Consider the following 19238-nt stretch of genomic DNA (forward strand, 5'->3'; position numbering starts at 1 on the left):
TGATCAATTTAACACCTTGCCGTTTGACCGTAAAGAAAGATGCGCTACATACAAGTGTAGCACCGTTCTGTACGTGTAAATTCCTGAATACGGCAGCAGGCAACTTCTATCGCAGCCTTGTCCTGTCCCCCTCAACGTCCGTAAACCTGACAGTGCTGAGACAACAATGTTAGGATGGTCAACAGACGATTAAGACGGTAACAAGCATGTTAGACAATGTTTTAAGAATTGCCACACGCCAAAGCCCCCTTGCGCTCTGGCAGGCACATTATGTTAAGCAGCGCCTCGAGGCCTGTCATGCCGATTTGCGTGTAGAGCTGGTGCCCATGGTGACGCGCGGTGATGTCATTCTTGATACGCCTCTGGCGAAAGTGGGCGGTAAAGGCCTGTTCGTGAAAGAGCTTGAGCTGGCACTGCTTGACGGTCGTGCTGATATCGCGGTCCACTCTATGAAGGACGTCCCGGTTGATTTCCCTGAAGGGCTGGGGCTGGTCACCATTTGCGAGCGTGAAGATCCGCGCGATGCCTTTGTCTCCAGTCACTACGACTCTCTGGATGCCCTGCCTCAGGGGAGCATTGTTGGCACGTCAAGTTTACGCCGCCAGTGCCAGCTGGCCGAGTACCGCCCGGACCTGATCATCCGCTCCCTGCGCGGTAACGTCGGTACCCGTCTCGGCAAGCTGGATAACGGTGAATATGATGCCATTATTCTGGCGGTTGCCGGCCTGAAACGCCTGGGCCTGGAGTCGCGTATTAAGGCGGCGCTCTCCCCGGAACAGTCGCTGCCGGCCGTCGGTCAGGGCGCGGTGGGCATTGAGTGCCGACTCGATGACGCCCGTACCCATGCGCTGCTGGCGCCGCTCAATCACGACGAGACCGCAATCCGCGTCCAGGCGGAGCGTGCCATGAACACCCGCCTTGAAGGGGGATGTCAGGTGCCGATTGGCAGCTATGCTGAATTAACCGATGGCGAACTGTGGCTGCGCGCGCTGGTTGGCGCGCCGGACGGTTCGCAGATGGTGCGCGGCGAACGTCGCGGTAAACCACAGGATGCAGAACAGCTGGGGATTTCACTGGCGGAAGAGCTGCTGAATAACGGCGCCCGTGAAATTCTCGCGGACGTCTATAATGGAGAACCCCCGGCATGAGTATTCTCGTCACCCGCCCTTCTCCCGCTGGAGATCAGTTAGTGAGCCGACTGCGCGCACTGGGGCAGGTGGCGTGGAGCTTTCCACTGATTGAGTTTTCTCCGGGCCGGGAGCTGCCCCAGCTCGCCGGTCATCTTGGCGCGCTGCAGACTGGCGATCTGCTGTTTGCCCTGTCACAACATGCCGTGGAGTTTGCCCACGCCCGGCTGCAACAGGACGGCCAGCGCTGGCCTGATGCGCCGCGCTATTTCGCCATCGGCAGAACCACTGCCCTGGCGCTGCATACCGAAAGCGGCCAGCACATTCGCTATCCGTTGGATCGGGAAACCAGCGAAGTGTTGCTACAATTACCTGAATTACAAACTGTTGTGGGGAAACGCGCGCTGATTTTGCGCGGCAACGGTGGGCGAGAATTGCTGGGCGACACGCTGCGTGAGCGTGGAGCAGAAGTGACATTTTGTGAATGTTATCAACGTAGTCATAAACATTATGACGGTGCGGAAGAGGCGATGCGCTGGCAGGCTCGCGGCGTCACCACCCTGGTGGTAACCAGCGGGGAGATGCTGCAACAGCTCTGGACACTCATCCCACAATGGTATCGTGAAAACTGGTTACTCCGCTGTCGGCTTCTGGTCGTCAGTGAGCGTCTGGCGAACCTCGCCCGGGAACTGGGCTGGCAAGATATTCGGATCGCTGATAACGCCGACAACGATGCGCTGCTGCGCGCATTACAATAACTCTCATAATGGGAAGCCATAATGACGGAACAAGAAAAATCCTCCGCCGTGGTTGAAGAGACCAGGGAGACCGTGGACACCACGCCACAGCCAGAAACGACAGAGAAAAAGCATGGCAGCAATAAAACCAGTCTGGCGTTGAGCGCGATTGCCATCGCCATTGCGCTGGCCGCAGGCGTGGGCCTGTATGGTCTGGTGAAAAAACAGGCGACCAATCAGGTTGCGACGAACGATGAGCTGGTGACGCAAATCACCGCCTTACAACAGGCGCAGCAGTCGCAGAAAACCGAGCTGGACGGCGTCATCAAACAGCAGGCCGACCAGCTGGCTGCAGCCACTCACAAACAGGACGAGCTGGTCAAACAGCTGGATGAGATGCAGCAGAAAGTGGCGGCTATTTCGGGTACCGACGCCAAAACCTGGCTGCTGGCGCAGGCTGATTTCCTGGTTAAACTGGCCGGACGCAAGCTGTGGAGCGATCAGGATGTCACCACCGCTGCCGCGCTGCTGAAAAGCGCCGATGCCAGCCTGGGCGATATGAACGACCCGAGCCTGATTACCGCCCGCCGCGCGCTCACTGCGGATATCGCCAGCCTGTCGACCGTTTCGCAGGTGGATTACGACGGCATTATTCTGAAAGTGAATCAGCTGTCGAACCAGATCGATAACCTGCGTCTGGCAGACAATAATGACGACGACTCCCCGATGGATTCCGACAGCAGCGAACTCTCCAGTTCGCTGAGCGAGTGGCGTATCAACCTGCAAAAAAGCTGGCAGAACTTTATGGACAGCTTTATCACCGTCCGCCGCCGCGATGAGACCGCCGTGCCGCTGTTAGCCCCGAATCAGGACGTCTACCTGCGCGAGAACCTGCGTTCACGCCTGCTGGTAGCCGCACAGGCCGTGCCGCGTCATCAGGAAGAGACCTACAAACAGGCGCTGGATAACGTCTCCACCTGGGTACGCGCCTATTACGATACCGACGATGCCACTACTACGGCCTTCCTCGAAGACGTGGATAAGCTGAGCCAGCAGAACATCACCATGAACGTACCGGATAAGCTGGAGAGCCAGCCGATTCTGGAGAAATTGATGCAGACGCGCGTGCGTAACCTGCTGGCACAGCCGGGCGAAGCGGCGGCGCAGACTCCTGCCCCGGCTCCGGCCCCTGACAGCGCGCCGCAAGGAGAGTAATTATGTTAAAAGTCCTGTTACTCTTCGCACTGCTGATCGCAGGGATCGTTCTCGGCCCTATCCTGGCAGGTCATCAGGGTTACGTGCTGATCCAGACCGATAACTACAATATCGAAACCAGCGTCACGGGCCTGGTGATCATTCTGATCCTGGCGATGGTGGCGTTTCTGGCGATCGAATGGATCCTGCGCCGCATCTTCCGTACCGGCGCGCATACCCGCAGCTGGTTTGTCGGTCGCAAGCGCCGCCGTGCCCGCAAGCAGACCGAACAGGCGCTGCTGAAGCTGGCTGAAGGTGACTATCAGCAGGTTGAAAAGCTGATGTCGAAGAACGCCGATCACGCTGAACAACCGGTAGTGAACTATCTCCTGGCTGCAGAGGCTGCACAGCAGCGCGGCGATGAAGTGCGCGCCAATCAGCATCTGGAGCGCGCCGCTGAGCTTGCTGAAAACGACCCGATCCCGGTTGAGATCACCCGCGTGCGCCTGCAGCTGGCGCGCAACGAGAATCATGCCGCCCGTCACGGCGTTGATCGCCTGCTGGAGATCACCCCCCGTCATCCGGAAGTGCTGCGTCTGGCAGAGCAGGCCTACATCCGCACCGGCGCCTGGGGCTCGCTGCTGGATATCATCCCGTCGATGGCGAAAGCCGACGTGGGAGACGAAGAGCAGCGCGACAGCCTGCAACGTCAGGCCTGGATTGGTCTCATGGACCAGGCGCGTGCCGATCAGGGCAGCGATGGCCTGAAAGAGTGGTGGAAAAATCAGAGCCGCAAAACCCGTCAGCAGGTGCCACTGCAGGTTGCCATGGCGGAGCACCTGATTGAGTGTGACGATCATGATACCGCCCAGAGCATCATCGTTGATGGCCTGAAGCGTCAGTATGACGATCGTCTGGTGATGGTGATCCCGCGCCTGAAAACCAATAATCCGGAGCAGATCGAAAAAATGCTTCGCCAGCAGATCAAAGCCGTGGGCGATCGCCCCCTGCTGTGGAGCACCCTGGGTCAGTCGCTGGCAAGACATGGCGAGTGGAAAGAGGCCAGTCTCGCCTTCCGCGCCGCGTTAAAACAGCGCCCGGATGCCTTCGACTACGCCTGGCTGGCGGATACGCTGGATAAACTGCATCTGCCGGAAGAGGCCGCCGCGATGCGCCGCGATGGCCTGCTGCTGACGCTACAGAATAATCCCCCGCAACAATAATTTAACAGGAGGCCTGACGGCCTCCTTTTTTATTTGCTACATTCTCTGCATCATCTTCAGAGACCGACTCCGCCAATGTAACGAACTCCTTTCATTAAACAATTTTCTGCACACGCCTTTTACGGCGTGGACTATATCGTTTTTGAAAGGATCGTTTCATGAACACGCTTCTGTATGCGCTTTTTGACGCGCTGCGCTGCCATCGCTGGCTGCGCCTGCTGGCCTGCGCTTTTCTCTTCACCTCGCTGGGCAATGGCTTAACCCAGGTGATGGTCTTTGGCCTGCTGCTTGACTGGCAGGCACCCGCATCCTTACTGACAATGGCATACCTGTTTGCCACCCTGCCGGGGTTTCTCGGCAGCTTCGTCGGGGAAAAGCTCTGTATGCGCTATTCCCCTGTCCACCTGCTGCTCCTGACGGAGGGGCTGGGTCTGCTCGCCCTGCTGTTCCCTCTGCTGGGTATTCAGTATCACAGCGTTACGGCGCTGCTGGCGGTACAGTCTACCGAGGCCTTTCTGATGGGCATGACCTGGCCAGCCCTGACCCTGCTGTTCAGACGCGGCCTGTCAGAAGCCGAACTGCCTGCGGCCACCTGTCTGGAGAATATGATTTTTGCTTCGCAGGTATTGGCCGGGACGGGGCTGGGCATCATGCTGTTTCACCAACTGCCTGCGCTGGCTTTGGTGGGGATCGACGCGCTCACCTTTGCCGGCTCGCTGCTGATGTTAGTACTCACGGGCAAGGCGTTACCCTCTCTGGCACCCGAGCACGCAGCCGAAGCAGAAAAACCGGTGGCGGTACGCTGGCAGACGCTGGTTTCGCAGCAAAAGCGCAGCCTGTTATTGCTCCCGGCACTCGCCGCAGTGGGATCGCCTGCCATTGCGCTGTTGCCTGCCCTGGCGCAGCATATTGAACCGGATGATGCCACCGGTCTGGCTCTGCCTCTGCTGTTTGCCCGCAGCATGGGGCAACTGTGCGGCCCGCTGCTGCTCAAAAGAGAAAGTCTGGCCCGCTACACCGGACAAAACCGCCGTCTGCTGGCCTGCCTGGGGCTGTTTTTACTCTCTTATGGCGCGATCCCGCTGTTGCCCGGGATGCAGGCGCTGGGGGTCGTATTTATCGCCCATCTGGCCTCGAACATCGTCTTTGCGGCCGGAACCTACAGCGTATTGAGTAGCTTTCAGGCAGCACAAGTCTCTGCTGCCAGCGGTAAGGCATGGCGATGGCAAACCATCAGCGCTGCCCTCTTTACCTGCGTTACCGCCGTGGCGGCTGACGCGCTGGGACCGGTAGAAGCGCTGTACGGCGTTTCAGGCGGTGCCTTGCTGATTGTAGTGGGGATCATGATGCGATACCGCAAATAAGGCATAAAAAAACGCCTGCTAAAAAGCAGGCGTTAAACAGGTCTGTTTGACAACTTGTGGTGCTTCACTCAACGTTGTGCCCATGGTGTTTGATGAGGCCGAAGCGACATCTGTCAGTGGACGATAAGCACCGTAAATGGCTCTGCGTCATTCCGGAGTTTATGAGGCGCTAAGGCGAACATAAGAGGTGGAATGAGCATCTACAGGTATATTATTGCACGCAACGTGCCAAAGTTGCATCCCGAAGTTGTATGTATCCCAACTTTTTAAGATAAAAGGAAATTATCCCTGTAAGGCGGTAAACAGGCAGCAGAATGCTTCGTCAAATGGGGGAAACTGTCTCCTGGGAGAGACGCCCATAACGCAAAAGGAATATATTTATATATTTCAAATGGTTAAGTGTCACTTATTCACGACAGGCCAGCATATCGCTGTCGGCAATAAGCAACAGTGGCAGGAATGACAGAAAACAAAAAACCCCGCCGAAGCGGGGTTCAAAATTGGTCGGCGAGAGAGGATTCGAACCTCCGACCCACTGGTCCCAAACCAGTTGCGCTACCAAGCTGCGCTACTCGCCGAAATACTGCTTTTTTGAATTTTTAGTTCAATTCATTAAAAGTCGTGGTGCGAGGGGGGGGACTCGAACCCCCACATCCTAAGGACACTAACACCTGAAGCTAGCGCGTCTACCAATTCCGCCACCTTCGCAATTCACAACTCTTTAAATAATGGGGTGGCTAATGGGATTCGAACCCACGACAACTGGAATCACAATCCAGGGCTCTACCAACTGAGCTATAGCCACCACTGTATTCTTTCACGCGGTTCTGCCTACTTCACAGACCACCGCAGCTCGAGCACCGGGTAAATGGTGCGCCCGACAGGATTCGAACCTGAGACCTCTGCCTCCGGAGGGCAGCGCTCTATCCAGCTGAGCTACGGGCGCTTAGCGCCGTTGCGGGGCTGGATATTACGGAGGTCTCGGTCTGCTGTCTAGTGCTTTTTTAAAAATAAATGCGCGTTTGCTTAGACTTTGCGCACTTTGCCGCATATTACTGCGTTTTTGTCCGATCTATGTGTCGACCCAGGCCAAAAAGCTTATATCCCGCGCTCACGGCCGCCAGGAAGATCATCCCGACATACAGCGACATGCGGGTGTCTTGGTTGAAGTACATGCCGATCAGCACGCAGATCAGGAACGCCATCGTTACGTAGTTCGCCCACGGGAACAGAATGGAGCGGAACGGATGGCTGGCAATCGCTTTTTTGTGTGCCTGGCGAAAACGCAGCTGGCTAATCAGGATCACAAACCACGGCACCATGCCCGGCAGAACGCTGGCGCTGTACACGTAAACAAAGACACGCTGCGGGTTCGGGATGATGTAGTTCAGGCATGACCCCACCAGCAGGATGACAATCGAGATAGCTACACCCGCCACCGGCACGCCCGCGCGGGAAACTTTGCCCACCGCCGCCGGAAGCTGGCGATTTTTTGCCAGGGCGTAGAGCATACGTCCGCAGCTGTACATGCCGCTGTTACAGCCAGACAGCGCCGCCGTCAGCACCACAAAGTTGATAATCGCCGCCGCCGCGGTAATGCCGATTTTGGCAAAGGTCAGCACGAACGGGCTACCGTTACTGCCAATCTCATTCCACGGGAAGATAGTAACGATGACGAAAATCGCGCCCACGTAGAAGATCAGGATACGCCACAGCACCTTGCCTACCGCGCTGCGCAGGGTCACCTGCGGATTTTTCGCTTCACCGGCAGTAATCCCAATCAGCTCAACGCCCTGATAGGACGCCACCACGATACAGAGCGCGGTCAGGAAGCCTTTCCAGCCGCCGGCAAAGAAGCCGCCGTGTTCAGTCAGATTACTAAAGCCAATCGCCTGGCCGCCGTTACCCAAACCGAAGAAAATCACCCCCACGCCGATGACAATCATCACGATAATGGTGGTGACTTTGATCATCGCGAACCAGAACTCGATCTCACCGTACAGACGCACGGCGGCCAGGTTCGCCAGCGCCACCAGCCCCACGGCGATCAGCGCGGGTATCCATTGCGCCATCTCCGGGAACCAGAACTGCACGTAGACCCCAATGGCGGTGATCTCCGATATCCCCACCGCCATCCACATAAACCAGTACGACCACGCCGTGAGATAGCCAAAAAACGGGCTCATGTAGCGGTGCGCATAGACGGCAAACGAACCGGCGACCGGTTCAAGGAACAACATCTCGCCCATGGAGCGCATGATAAAGAAGACGAACAGCCCGGCGATGATATACGCCAGCAGGACCGACGGTCCGGCCCATTTCAGGGTACTGGCGGAGCCCATAAACAGGCCCACGCCAATCGTCCCGCCAAGGGCGATAAGTTCAATATGACGAGCTTCCAGCCCACGCTGAAGCTCCGATTTTTTCTCTGCCATAAATCCTCGGTTGTGCTTGCGACTCTCCCGGCCTTAGCCGGTTATTGTTATAGGTACAGATGCGCTATCACAGGCTGTGCGTAATGGACCGTTTATGTTAACGGTTGATGCAAAAACAGCCTGGTACGGTAGTGACGGGGGGGAATGGTTTCTTAAATTTTGTGAAATGGCAAACGATGCGTTAAAAAAATGAATGTATTGCACATAAAAGCAGCATGTTTGCAGGTGAGTTGCAGCGCGAACAGCATATCGCGCTGCTAATAAGATATTAAAGCCGTCCTGAGTAGTGCCAGCCGAGATAACGCAGCAGACGTAGCTGGCGGGTGATGCGGCTGGGCTGGGATAACAGACGATACAGCCACTCCAGCCCCAGGTTCTGCCACACTTTTGGCGCACGCTTCACATGGCCGGTAAAGACATCATAGGTGCCGCCCACGCCCATATAGAGCGCGTCCGGGTAGACCAGGCGGCAGTCGCGCATCAGGATCTCCTGGCGCGGAGACCCCATGGCGACGGTGATAATCTTCGCTCCGCTGTCACGAATGCGGGCAAACAGCGCCTGCTGATCGTCCGCGCTGAAATAACCGTCCTGGCTACCAACAATATTCACCTGCCACTGCGCACGCAGCTTCTGCTCGGTTTGCGCCAGCACCTCAGGCTTGCCGCCGACGAGAAACACCGGCGTGCCGTCTACGCCCGCCCGCGCCATCAGCGCTTCCCAGAGATCGGCACCTGCCACGCGGGAGATATTGGCAGACGGGTATTTCTTACGCACGGAGCGAACCACGCTGATCCCGTCAGCGTATTTAAACTCGGCCGCTTCGATAAGTTCCCGCACCTGGGCGTTATCCTCAATGGTAAGCATTTTTTCTGCATTGATGGCCACCAGCGTGCCGGTTTTGATCCCATCCCCGGCGCACAGATAGTCCAGCGCATGCTGCATATCACGCCAGCCGATCAGCTTCAGCCCCCGCAGGTCATACTGCGGTGCAGAGGTATTGTCAGTCATTATTATCCTTACTCAGACTCGCGAAAGCGCCCTGCCGCCAGCCGGTTCGCGCTTATGCACTAACCCGGCGCTGTCGAGCAGCCAGTACAGCAGCTTCGCCAGCAGCAGACAGGCGCCAAAAACCACCATGAAAAAGACCACGCGGGAGACGAATGAATCCAGTCCTTCTCGCGCCAGCACGATCATATTGAAAATGGCACCGAAACAGAAACTATGCAAAATCGCTGCCTTGTAGCGGTTGGTCTCCTGATTGCCCAGGGTATAGAGCCAGTCAAACCACTTGATAATCAGCCCCACGGCAATGGCGCCCGGCAGGATAAACCAGCCGCCGCCCATTACCACCAGCGAGCCGATCAGCGTCGGTGAAATCGCCAGCCCGGAGTGGTTGTTCAGCACTTCCCAGGTAAAGTAGTTCGCGGTGTTCAGCACCACGCCGGGCCTGTCCGGCCACAGCCAGGTGGGGATAAAGACATAAAAATCGCGCACGATGGGCGCCAGCCCCTGGAAGTCGATTTTGTCGTAGTTCTGCAGCAGCAGGGCCAGGTTTTCCCACGGCGAAAAGGTGTCGCGGGTGAGGTAGAGGAAGGTGTAAAACGCCTCGTCGCCGCTGACATCCATGCCATAGCGCTTCAGCGCCAGCCAGAACATCCCCACGATCCCCATGACGCCCGCCGCAGCCAGCATCCACAGCGAGATCCAGCCGCGAATGATGCCGATAAACAGGAAGATGGCGAAGGCGATAATGATGTTCGCGCGCGTGCCGCCAACAATCATGTAGGTCAGCAGGCCAAACGCCACGGTGCTGACCAGGAAGAACAGCCACGCCCGGGCATCCTGACGCAGAAAATAGACCACCAGCATCGCCGGAATGAAGAAATAGAAGAAGCGCTTGAGCGCCACGCCGGAGACTTCGCTGGAGAAGATCTGGCTGTAAGAGTGCAGCTTAAACAGCAGAAATCCGTTGTGCATGAAGAAGATACCGACGGTGACAAGCGCAATCCCCATCAGCATCATCCAGGCCAGGTGCGTCTCGACCCGGTTCATGGTGAACAGCGGCCGTCGCGATACATTGCTGCTGGCCGGTTTTAGCCGCGTCTTATAGGCGACGTAATAGACCCCATAGAAGCAGGTGGCCGACAGCAGCGCCTGCATCAGGATCTCCGGCGGGACGACGGCCACATCGAAGCGGAAGACCAGAATGCTGGTCAGCGGGAAGCCGAAGTAAAAGGTCAGCAGAAACAGCAGCGAGAAGAAGACGTTAAAGTTGAAGCGCACCCGGCGGAACTCGAACCACGTCAGGGTGGCGATAAACAAGGTGCTCAGAAGCCAGATGACCAGCAGGCCGCTAAATTGCAACTGGCTCATGCATTCTCTCCTGAGGCGATCCGCAGCGCCTGATGCCACGGCGTGAGGTAGTTCGGGCTGAAGAAGTCGATGGCGTTTTTATCCACCTGCGCCAGCTGTCGCTGAGCTTCACGCACCACTTCTTCGCTCAGGTCATCCGTGGTGAACAGCACCGGAATGTGCTGCTCAGCCATATCCTGCCAGAACGGGTTTTCGCGATTAAGCACGCAGGGTACGCCCGCCTGGATCAGCAGACACAGCGTGCCAATCCCCTGCTGGCGCGCAAAGATGAAATAGCCCAGATCGCACTGGCGCAGCAGCGCCAGGTAGTCGTCAAAGGCCAGCTTATCGCTGAGGATCTGCAGGTTGTCAGGGCTGAACAGCGCCAGCCCGCTCTGACGGACTTCATCGATGTACGCCGCATTATTAGCAGGATAGCCCATCGGCACGATCACGTTGACCGTATCGCCAAATTGCTGATGTACCGCCTTCAGAGCCGCAACGTGCTCGTTGCTGCGATCCCCGGAGTTGCCCACCAGAATCGTCAGCTTGCCCTCGCGTTTCACGTCACTGGCTAAACCGTTCAGCGCCGGGTCCATGCGGGTCGGGAAATAGAGCAGCTCGCCGCGCACGTTCGGATGCTGTTTCGCGAAGTAGTTCAGATCGCCGCGGGTGGCAAAGATACAACCCACCCGGCCCTGCGCCATGCGCCGCAGCGGGTAGAAGAGACGGAATTTCCAGCCCCGGGAGACTTCATACAGATCAGCGCCCCAGATATGCCAGTTAAACTGCGCGGGCTTGATCCCGCCGTTCAGCAATGCCAGCCACAGGCCGGTATTAAACTGGCCGTGGAAAAAGAAGCGCTGCTGACGATTCGCTTTGGCTTTGGCGATCACCGCTTTCGCAAGCGAGGCTTTGTCCGGCCAGAAGGTCAGCTGCAGTGCCGGGCAGGCGGCGCTGAGGCCGGTGTCCTTGCCCACCACCATAAATTCGCGCGCCAGCGCGCTGCCGGGTGCCAGTTCATCGTTGAAGAACCGCAGTACGGTCTGGTTATGATGTGGGATATCCGATCCCAGGACGTGAATCAGTGCAGTCATGCGCGTTTATGCCAAAGTAAAAAGACGCCGCAACAGGCAGCAAAATAGACAATGTAGGTGGCCATGTAGGCCTGAGCCGCCCCCAGCGCGCCGTGCGCAGGGATCAGCCAGTGCGAGAATGCGGTGAGCAACGCAAACTGGCTGATTTCCGCCAGGATATAGAGCCGCAGCGACGCTTTGGCGATCACCAGATAGCCAAAGACGTAAGCGCCTACTTTCAGCACGTCCCCCACCAGCTGCCAGGCGAACAGATCGCGCATCGCGGTAAATTTGTCAGAGAACAGCAGCCAGATGGCGACATCGCGCAGCAACCAGACGGTAAAACTGGCCACCGCGACCGCCGGTAAGACGAAGCGCAGCGAGCGGAGAATTTCGCGGGTGATCTCCTGCCGCGCCGTCAGGCGAGACAGGGTTGGCAGCAGGTAGACGCTAAAGGAGGCGGTAATAAACTGCAGGTAGGCATCGGAGATACTGCTGACCCCCTGCCAGATCCCCACTTCGTCCCAGCTGTAGTGCGCCGCCAGCAGGTTTCGCATCATCACATAGGCCACCGGCAGGGTGACGGAGGTGATGAGCGCCATCAGGGTAAATTTGCCCAGCTGGCCCGCGAGGATGTTGTCCCATTTGGGCTTGAGATAGTGCAGCGGAATGGTGCCCCTGCGCATCAGCATAAAGGCCGCCGGAACAACCACCAGCGCTGGCACCAGCGCCAGCCCCAGCAGCGCGCCTTCGTAGCCGCCCAGCCGGTAGCAGAAGTAATAGGCAATGACCCCAATTACGCTGCCGATAATCAGCGCCAGCGCATTGCCCGCGGCATCGCGAAAGCCCTTCATCAGCGCCAGCAGCAGGTTCGCCCAGGCGATGCCCATTTGAACCAGCGCCACCAGCCGCACCAGGCCCTGATAATTTGGATGACCAAACAGGCCCTGACTGATGGGCGCCGCCGCCAGTAAAAAGATGACCGCCAGCAGGGTGGAAAAGCCCAGTACCATCGCCGATGAGGTGCCGACAACCGTGCGCAGCTGCGCCGCATCGTCATGATACTGCGCGACGTACTTGGTCACGCCGTTGAAGATCCCCGCCCCGGCCAGTACGCCCAGTACGGTAACCAGCTGGCGGAAGTTACCCGCCTGCCCGACACCGGAAGGACCAAAGGAGACGGCCAGCAGTTTTACGACCAGCAATCCCACGCCGATCTTGACGAGTGTGGACGCGGCGGTCCACACCGATGCTTTCGCCAGAGACATATCAGCCGAAATAACTCAGAAGGGTATTAATCACCGTGCGCTGGTTAACCGCAGCGAGGTTGTAGAACAGCGGTAAGCGGAGTAACCGCTCACTTTCTTTCGTTGTGAAGCGATCTTCACCCACGAACTCGCCAAAGGCTTCGCCCGCCGGGCTCGAGTGCAGCGGAATATAGTGGAACACCGCCAGGATCTCAGCCTCTTTCAGATACGCGATAAGCGCGCTGCGATCGTCGTTATCCCGCAGCTTGATGTAGAACATATGGGCGTTGTGCACGCAGTCCGCCGGGATGGTCGGCAGTTCGATACGGCCTTTGCGCGCCAGCGGGGCAAGCGCATCGTGATAGGTCTGCCACAGGGCCAGACGTTGCTGGTTGATGCGGTCTGCCGCCTCCAGCTGGGCCCAAAGGTACGCCGCCTGCAGATCCGCCATCAGGTAGCTGGAGCCAATATCGCGCCAGGTGTACTTATCCACCTGCCCGCGGAAGAACTGGCTGCGGTTGGTGCCTTTCTCACGGATGATCTCTGCGCGCTCCACCAGGGCACGATCGTTAATCAGCGTCGCCCCGCCTTCACCGCCCGCGGTGTAGTTTTTGGTTTCGTGGAAGCTGAAGCAGCCAATGTGCCCGATGGTGCCCAGCGCGCGGCCTTTGTAGGTGGACATCACCCCCTGGGCGGCGTCTTCCACCACGAACAGGTTGTGCTTTTTGGCAATCGCCATGATGGTGTCCATCTCGCACGCTACACCGGCATAGTGAACCGGCACGATGGCGCGGGTTTTGTCGGTGATCGCCGCTTCAATCAGCGTTTCGTCGATGTTCATGGTATCCGGGCGGATATCCACAAAGACGATTTTCGCTCCGCGCAGCACGAAGGCGTTGGCGGTAGAGACGAAGGTATAGCTCGGCATGATCACTTCATCACCGGGACCCAGATCAAGCAGCAGCGCCGCCATCTCCAGCGACGCCGTGCAGGACGGGGTCAGCAGAACTTTAGGACTCTGGAAACGCTGCTCCATCCACTGCTGGCAACGACGCGTATAGCCGCCATCGCCACAAAGTTTGCCGCTGCCCATCGCAGACTGCATGTAATCGAGTTCGGTGCCCACCACAGGAGGCGCATTAAATGGGATCATCTTGTCACCTGTATAGCCAGTAAGCGGTCGATTCGATGTTGCCGCCGCTTGCGATGTAACGTTTAAGCGCGGCGGTGTTGCCCATCTGGGTCGCCACCCGCAAAGTAGAAATCTGCTGTTGCTGCGCCCAGTGCAGCGCCGCCTGCATTAACTTTTCGCCCATGCCGCGCCCGGCCAGCAGGCCGATACGCGCCTCGTCGTCGCTGAGCTTACGCAGGGATACAAAGCCCTCGATGGCACCATCCGGCGCACGGAACACCAGGCAAAGATGGTCGAAGGTGCCTTTTACCGCATTTTCGATCCATTGGGCATAGAAGCGGCCGCTGTCGTCCGGGGCGTACCAGGGCGCGCGAAAACGGCTCTGGGCAAAGGCCTGCGCGGCCAGCTGGCGCAGCGCCGGAATATCCTGTTCGGTTGCGGGTACAGCACCCGGGCAGGCATGCTGCGTTACGGTAATGGCAAGATCGACTTCGCCTTCTACCAGCCTGAACCCCAGCTGCTGCAGCGCATCCAGCCAGTCGGCGCGGGTGGCCGGAATTTTGGCCTGCACCCGCTGCCAGGCGTCTAAACCGGAGACCGCCAGCAACGGCGCATCATCAGAGAGGCGCACAATCGCCGTGGGGAGGGCAAAAAACTCACTCTCCCACGCCAGCGGCTGTAATTCGCCGAAGAGCTGGCTCAACGCCAGACACCTTTGGTATCAACGATATAATCCTGACGCACAGCCTCGCCCTTGATGGCTTTAAACTCGCTGTGATCCACCAGCAGCACCAGCACATCGGCGGTGGCCAGCGCATCATCAACGCTTACCAGGGTGCAGTGGCCGGCCAGTTTTTTCGGCAGCTCGTGGATATTGGGTTCAACCACCTGGGTTTCGCCGCTGTGCCACTGGGCAATCATTTCGGCAATTTCCATCGCCGGACTTTCACGCAGATCGTCAATGTTCGGCTTAAAGGCCAGACCGAAACAGGCGATGGTCACTTCACTGGCCCGCTTGCCGCTCTGGGTCAGGTAATCTGCCAGCGTGGCTTTCACCTGATTCAGCACCCAGTGAGGTTTGCTGTCGTTCACTTCGCGCGCGGTACGGATAAGACGCGCCTGCTGCGGGTTCTGCGCCACGATAAACCACGGGTCGACCGCAATACAGTGACCGCCCACGCCCGGTCCCGGTTGCAGGATATTTACGCGCGGGTGGCGGTTCGCGAGGCGAATCAGTTCCCAGACGTTAATCCCCTGATCGGCACAGATGAGCGACAGTTCATTGGCAAACGCGATGTTGACGTCGCGGAAGCTGTTTTCGGTCAGTTTGCACATCTCGGCGGTGCGGGAGTTGGTTACCACACACTCGCCTTCCAGGAAGATGTTGTACAGCTCGCTGGCGCGGGCGGAACAGACCGGGGTCATCCCGCCAATCACGCGATCGTTTTTAATCAGCTCGACCATCACCTGCCCCGGCAGCACGCGCTCCGGACAGTAGGCGACGTTGATATCGGCCTGCTCGCCCGCCTGCTGCGGGAAGGTCAGGTCCGGGCGGGCCTCCGCCAGCCACTCGGCCATCTGCTCGGTAGCGCCGACCGGCGAGGTGGACTCGAGGATCACCAGTGCGCCTTTCTTTAACACCGGGGCGATACATTTCGCTGCCGCTTCGACATACACCATATCCGGCTCGTGATCGCCCTTAAACGGCGTCGGCACGGCGATGAGATAGGCATCGGCGACCACCGGCGTGGTGCTGGCCTTCAGGTATCCCCCTTCAACGGCCGTTTTTACTACCTTGTCGAGATCCGGCTCAACGATATGAATTTCACCCTTGTTGATAGTGGCAACCGCATGCTGGTTGATATCAACACCCACTACCTGTTTTTGACGGGAGGCAAATGCCGCCGCCGTTGGCAGCCCGATATAGCCAAGACCAATGACAGAAATGGTAGTAAAACTCATAGCGATACCCGATTGTGTTTGAGTGCGAACAAAATACGGTCACAGGCCTGGCCATCACCATACGGATTATGGGCCCGGCTCATGGCCTGATACTCTTCGTTGTTGTGCAGCAGACGCGTCACCTCTTCAACGATGGTTCGCGAATCGGTGCCCACCAGCCTTACCGTTCCCGCTTTAACCGCTTCAGGACGCTCGGTGGTTTCACGCATCACCAGCACCGGCTTCCCGAGTGAAGGGGCTTCTTCCTGAATACCGCCTGAATCCGTCAGGATCAGCCAGGCATGGTTCATCAGCCAGACGAAAGGCAGATAGTCCTGCGGCTCAATAAGTATGACGTTTTTGACGTGCCCCAGGATGCGATTAACCGGCTCGCTGACGTTAGGGTTCAGATGCACCGGATAGACGATCTGGACATCTTCGTTCTGCGCGGCGATTTCGGCCAGCGCATGGCAAATTTGCTCAAAGCCCTGACCAAAGCTTTCCCGCCGGTGCCCGGTGACCAGAATCATCTTTTTACCGTTGGCGAGGAAGGGATACTGCTCGGCCAGGTGTCCGCGCAGGCTCTCGTTCGCCAGCACCCGGTCGCGCACCCAGATCAGCGCGTCGATCACCGTATTGCCAGTGACAAAAATATGCTGGTCGTTGACGTTTTCACGCAGCAGGTTCTGCCGGGAATTTTCGGTTGGCGCAAAGTGATACATCGCCAGATGGCCGGTCAGGGTCCGGTTGGCCTCTTCAGGCCACGGAGAGGAGAGATCCCCGGTACGTAAGCCGGCTTCGACATGACCAACCGGAATACGTTGATAGAACGCCGCCAGACTGGTGGCGATGGTAGTGGTGGTATCGCCATGCACCAGCACGACATCCGGTCTGAACGACTCCAGAATAGGCTTTAACCCTTCCAGAATACGGCAGGTGATTTCAGTTAATCCTTGCCCCGGCTTCATAATATTGAGGTCGTAGTCGGGAACAATGGAGAAGAGTTTAAGGACCTGATCCAGCATCTCCCGATGCTGCGCGGTAACGCAAACTTTCGCCTCAAAATAAGGGTCGTTTGCCAGCGCATGAACCAGAGGCGCCATCTTGATGGCTTCCGGCCTTGTACCAAAGACAGTGAGTACTTTCACATCGATTCTCTTCGATTAAGCGATGAAGGCCAGCAGCCTTCATCGTAGATGGCGTTCTTAAATTTTGCGACGACGGGTTAATGCCACGCCTGCGCCAATTAAAGCACCCACAATCCCCCACATAATCATCAGGAATGCGCGACGTGGACTATCGCGTTTTACAGGTTCTTCAGGTGTACGCAAATAACGATAGGTCTGAAAACGTGGGTCCAGTGTCGGACCGACGTTGAGGGTCGTGAGCATGGCGCGGTTCTGATCGTAATCGAGGTCAAAATCTGGCCCTACGGCCTGCAGATTTTCCAGGCGCGCCTGGAGCATAGGACGGCCCAGCAGGAACATTTCAGAATCTGGCAGTTCATCGGCAGGCACGTCGGTTTCGCTGCGGGAGATATTGCTCTTTTCGGCAATCTTCAGCGCCTGCTCGATGTTATGCACCCGACGATTAAAGATAGCTTTCGCCACCTCTTCCTGACGTTTGACCTGGGCTTTCGTCTGTACGGTACGCGCCGACCAGGCACCTTTCAGCTCATCATTAAGATGGCTTGCCGCACGCTGGCTGGCGAAAGCAACGTACTGACGCAGCAGGTTATTCGCATCCGGCGCGGTTTCAGCGATCAGCTTGACGCTATCGTTGATGTTGCGCAGCGGGTCGCCCGCCATAAACTGAATGTTGTTGATCAGTTCATCCAGCAGGGCCGCATCCGCTTTGCTGTTGCCGACCATCCGCTGTTTGAAATAGTCGGTCTGGTTCCAGAAATCGCGGCGTGTATCCCAGGAGGCGAGCTGCATAACGAACTCTTTGTAGGACTCATCCATCACCGAAGGCTGGTCAGCGGAGGCCGGATTTGCTTTTACATCCAGGTTACGCAGAAACTGTTGCTGAGAGTAGAAGCCTCCGAGCATGTTCACCGTAGGACGGTCGGTAATTGCCGTCGCGCTCCACTCTTGTCTGGCGAAAAAGGTATAAGCCAGGGCGATAAGTGCAAAGCCCAGCGCAATACCTGCAATCCAAAACTTGCCCGCCCATAACACGCGGAACAAGCCACGAACATCCAGCTCATTCTCAGTTACCACTGATTTTGCTCCCGCCAACGGTTGAGTCATTACAGTCCCGATTTACTTAGTTAAAGTTGGGTTATTACCATTTCTACGCATACGGCGTTTTACACGTTTGATAAAGCGCGCCACTTTCCATGCACGTTTAATACAGTAGCCGTACAGGAAAAATGCAAGCAAGAATAATACCAACATTACCCATTCAGGAATGAAATGCGCATATTCTGCGGCAACGCCAATCCCGGCTAGCAGCGCAGCGGCCAGCGTAATGAGGACAAATGCCTGACGTGAGGTGAAACCCGCGCGCATAATAAGATGGTGAATATGCTGGCGGTCCGGGGAGAACGGGCTCATCCCTTTGCGCAGACGGCGGTACATAATCGCCACCATATCCATCAGCGGAATGGCAATAATCCACAGGGCCGTCACCGGACTGATGGGATGGGTATTACCCTGGGTGGTTTCCAGCAGGATCCAGATAACGGTAAAACCAATCAGCGTACTTCCGGCATCGCCCATAAAGACTTTGTAGCGACGCCCCAGCACACCGAGGTTAAGACAGATATAAGGCAGAATGGCGGCGATCATCGCGAAACACCACATCGACAGGCTGTACTGGCCGTCGAACCACAGGATGATACCGATAGCCGCGAACGAGACGCTTGAGAGCCCGCCGAGCAGGCCGTCGATGCCGTCTACCATATTAAAGGCGTTAATCGCCGCCCACACGGCAAACAGCGTCAGGAAGTAGCCGAATGGCCCCAGTACCATCTCCCAGGTGCCAAAGATGTAGCCGAGGCTGCTGAGGTACAGCTTCCCCACCACCATCATAATGACGCCAATAGCCGCCTGAACCGCGGCACGGAATTTGACGCTGATGTCGTATCGGTCGTCCAGCGCCCCGACCAGCACCAGCACACCGGCACAGGCCAGATAGAGGGCCGCATGAGGGATATAATAATCCGCAATGCTGAAGGTGAAGCAGATACCCGCGTAAACAGAGATCCCACCAACCAGCGGAATCAAGCCTTGATGGCGTTTACGATAATTGGGCTTATCCACCAGTCCTACTCTCTTCGCCACCTTACGGGCGAGGAATAAAAAGCAGGTGGTGAAAAGAAAAATACTGATTAGCTCAGTCACCGCAGTGAGTAGATTCACAATGGATGCTCTCAACAAATGTTAATCCCGGAAGTATAACCTTG

The 19238-nt window shown here is 57.3% G+C and carries 16 protein-coding genes and 4 tRNA genes; 5 read left to right on the top strand and 15 right to left on the bottom strand.

Translation table 11 applies throughout. The features are described 5' to 3' along the window. The first annotated feature begins 206 nt into the window (after positions 1-206). The 5 genes from hemC to FHN83_RS10740 all read left to right on the top strand — a co-directional run bounded on the left by hemC (position 207) and on the right by FHN83_RS10740 (position 5645). Positions 207-1148: a hydroxymethylbilane synthase gene (hemC, locus tag FHN83_RS10720; protein ID WP_039031217.1), complete on the top strand. Its 942-nt coding sequence runs from the start codon at positions 207-209 to the stop codon at positions 1146-1148. After that, complete coding sequence (gene hemD, locus FHN83_RS10725; protein ID WP_139563814.1) at positions 1145-1885, top strand: uroporphyrinogen-III synthase; 741 nt, start codon at positions 1145-1147, stop codon at positions 1883-1885. Before hemC ends, hemD begins: the two co-directional genes overlap by 4 nt. A 21-nt stretch (positions 1886-1906) precedes the next feature. Beyond that, a complete protein-coding gene (gene hemX / locus FHN83_RS10730; RefSeq protein ID WP_039031219.1) occupies positions 1907-3079 on the top strand; it encodes a uroporphyrinogen-III C-methyltransferase in 1173 nt (390 codons plus the stop codon). A 2-nt stretch (positions 3080-3081) separates the two neighbouring features. Continuing rightward, entirely contained in the window at positions 3082-4281 is a 1200-nt protein-coding gene (gene hemY, locus FHN83_RS10735; protein ID WP_039031220.1) for a protoheme IX biogenesis protein HemY, read from the top strand. 158 nt (positions 4282-4439) lie between these two features. After that, positions 4440-5645 carry an MFS transporter gene (locus FHN83_RS10740; protein ID WP_139563815.1) on the top strand — a complete coding sequence of 402 codons (1206 nt, stop codon included), beginning with the start codon at positions 4440-4442 and terminating at the stop codon, positions 5643-5645. A gap of 501 nt (positions 5646-6146) precedes the next feature. Here FHN83_RS10740 and FHN83_RS10745 read toward each other — a convergent pair. From FHN83_RS10745 to wecA, 15 genes are all read right to left on the bottom strand, one after another. Continuing rightward, positions 6147-6223, bottom strand: a tRNA-Pro gene (locus tag FHN83_RS10745). Positions 6224-6267: 44 nt separating this feature from the next. Beyond that, a tRNA-Leu gene (locus FHN83_RS10750) sits at positions 6268-6353 on the bottom strand. Positions 6354-6374: 21 nt separating this feature from the next. Then, a tRNA-His gene (locus tag FHN83_RS10755) sits at positions 6375-6450 on the bottom strand. Between the two features lie 64 nt (positions 6451-6514). Next, positions 6515-6591, bottom strand: a tRNA-Arg gene (locus FHN83_RS10760). A 106-nt stretch (positions 6592-6697) separates the two neighbouring features. After that, on the bottom strand, positions 6698-8080 hold the full coding sequence (gene thrP, locus FHN83_RS10765) for a bifunctional threonine/serine APC transporter ThrP (RefSeq protein ID WP_139563816.1): 1383 nt from the start codon (positions 8078-8080) through the stop codon (positions 6698-6700). A gap of 268 nt (positions 8081-8348) precedes the next feature. Then, complete coding sequence (gene wecG, locus FHN83_RS10770; RefSeq protein ID WP_139563817.1) at positions 8349-9089, bottom strand: lipopolysaccharide N-acetylmannosaminouronosyltransferase; 741 nt, start codon at positions 9087-9089, stop codon at positions 8349-8351. Positions 9090-9101: 12 nt separating this feature from the next. Then, entirely contained in the window at positions 9102-10454 is a 1353-nt protein-coding gene (wzyE, locus tag FHN83_RS10775; RefSeq protein ID WP_139563818.1) for an ECA oligosaccharide polymerase, read from the bottom strand. Then, positions 10451-11530, bottom strand: coding sequence for a TDP-N-acetylfucosamine:lipid II N-acetylfucosaminyltransferase (locus tag FHN83_RS10780; RefSeq protein ID WP_139563819.1), 1080 nt, complete (start codon positions 11528-11530; stop codon positions 10451-10453). The genes wzyE and FHN83_RS10780 overlap by 4 nt, the downstream gene beginning before the upstream one ends. Continuing rightward, positions 11527-12777, bottom strand: a complete 1251-nt coding sequence (wzxE, locus tag FHN83_RS10785) for a lipid III flippase WzxE (RefSeq protein ID WP_039031226.1) — start codon at positions 12775-12777, stop codon at positions 11527-11529. Before wzxE ends, FHN83_RS10780 begins: the two co-directional genes overlap by 4 nt. A 1-nt stretch (position 12778) precedes the next feature. Continuing rightward, positions 12779-13909, bottom strand: a complete 1131-nt coding sequence (gene rffA, locus FHN83_RS10790; RefSeq protein ID WP_139563820.1) for a dTDP-4-amino-4,6-dideoxygalactose transaminase — start codon at positions 13907-13909, stop codon at positions 12779-12781. 4 nt (positions 13910-13913) lie between these two features. Beyond that, positions 13914-14591, bottom strand: coding sequence for a dTDP-4-amino-4,6-dideoxy-D-galactose acyltransferase (gene rffC, locus FHN83_RS10795; protein ID WP_138370981.1), 678 nt, complete (start codon positions 14589-14591; stop codon positions 13914-13916). Beyond that, entirely contained in the window at positions 14588-15850 is a 1263-nt protein-coding gene (gene wecC / locus FHN83_RS10800) for a UDP-N-acetyl-D-mannosamine dehydrogenase (protein WP_139563821.1), read from the bottom strand. The genes rffC and wecC overlap by 4 nt, the downstream gene beginning before the upstream one ends. Then, the gene (gene wecB / locus FHN83_RS10805; protein WP_138370983.1) at positions 15847-16977 is read right to left on the bottom strand and encodes a non-hydrolyzing UDP-N-acetylglucosamine 2-epimerase; all 1131 of its coding nucleotides are present in this window, start codon (positions 16975-16977) and stop codon (positions 15847-15849) included. The genes wecC and wecB overlap by 4 nt, the downstream gene beginning before the upstream one ends. A gap of 57 nt (positions 16978-17034) precedes the next feature. Beyond that, on the bottom strand, positions 17035-18081 hold the full coding sequence (gene wzzE / locus FHN83_RS10810; RefSeq protein WP_039031231.1) for an ECA polysaccharide chain length modulation protein: 1047 nt from the start codon (positions 18079-18081) through the stop codon (positions 17035-17037). Between the two features lie 12 nt (positions 18082-18093). Further along, entirely contained in the window at positions 18094-19194 is a 1101-nt protein-coding gene (gene wecA / locus FHN83_RS10815) for a UDP-N-acetylglucosamine--undecaprenyl-phosphate N-acetylglucosaminephosphotransferase (RefSeq protein WP_039031232.1), read from the bottom strand. Positions 19195-19238: the final 44 nt, after the last annotated feature.

This window comes from Leclercia adecarboxylata, from assembly GCF_006171285.1.
Lineage (GTDB): Bacteria > Pseudomonadota > Gammaproteobacteria > Enterobacterales > Enterobacteriaceae > Enterobacter > Enterobacter barmai.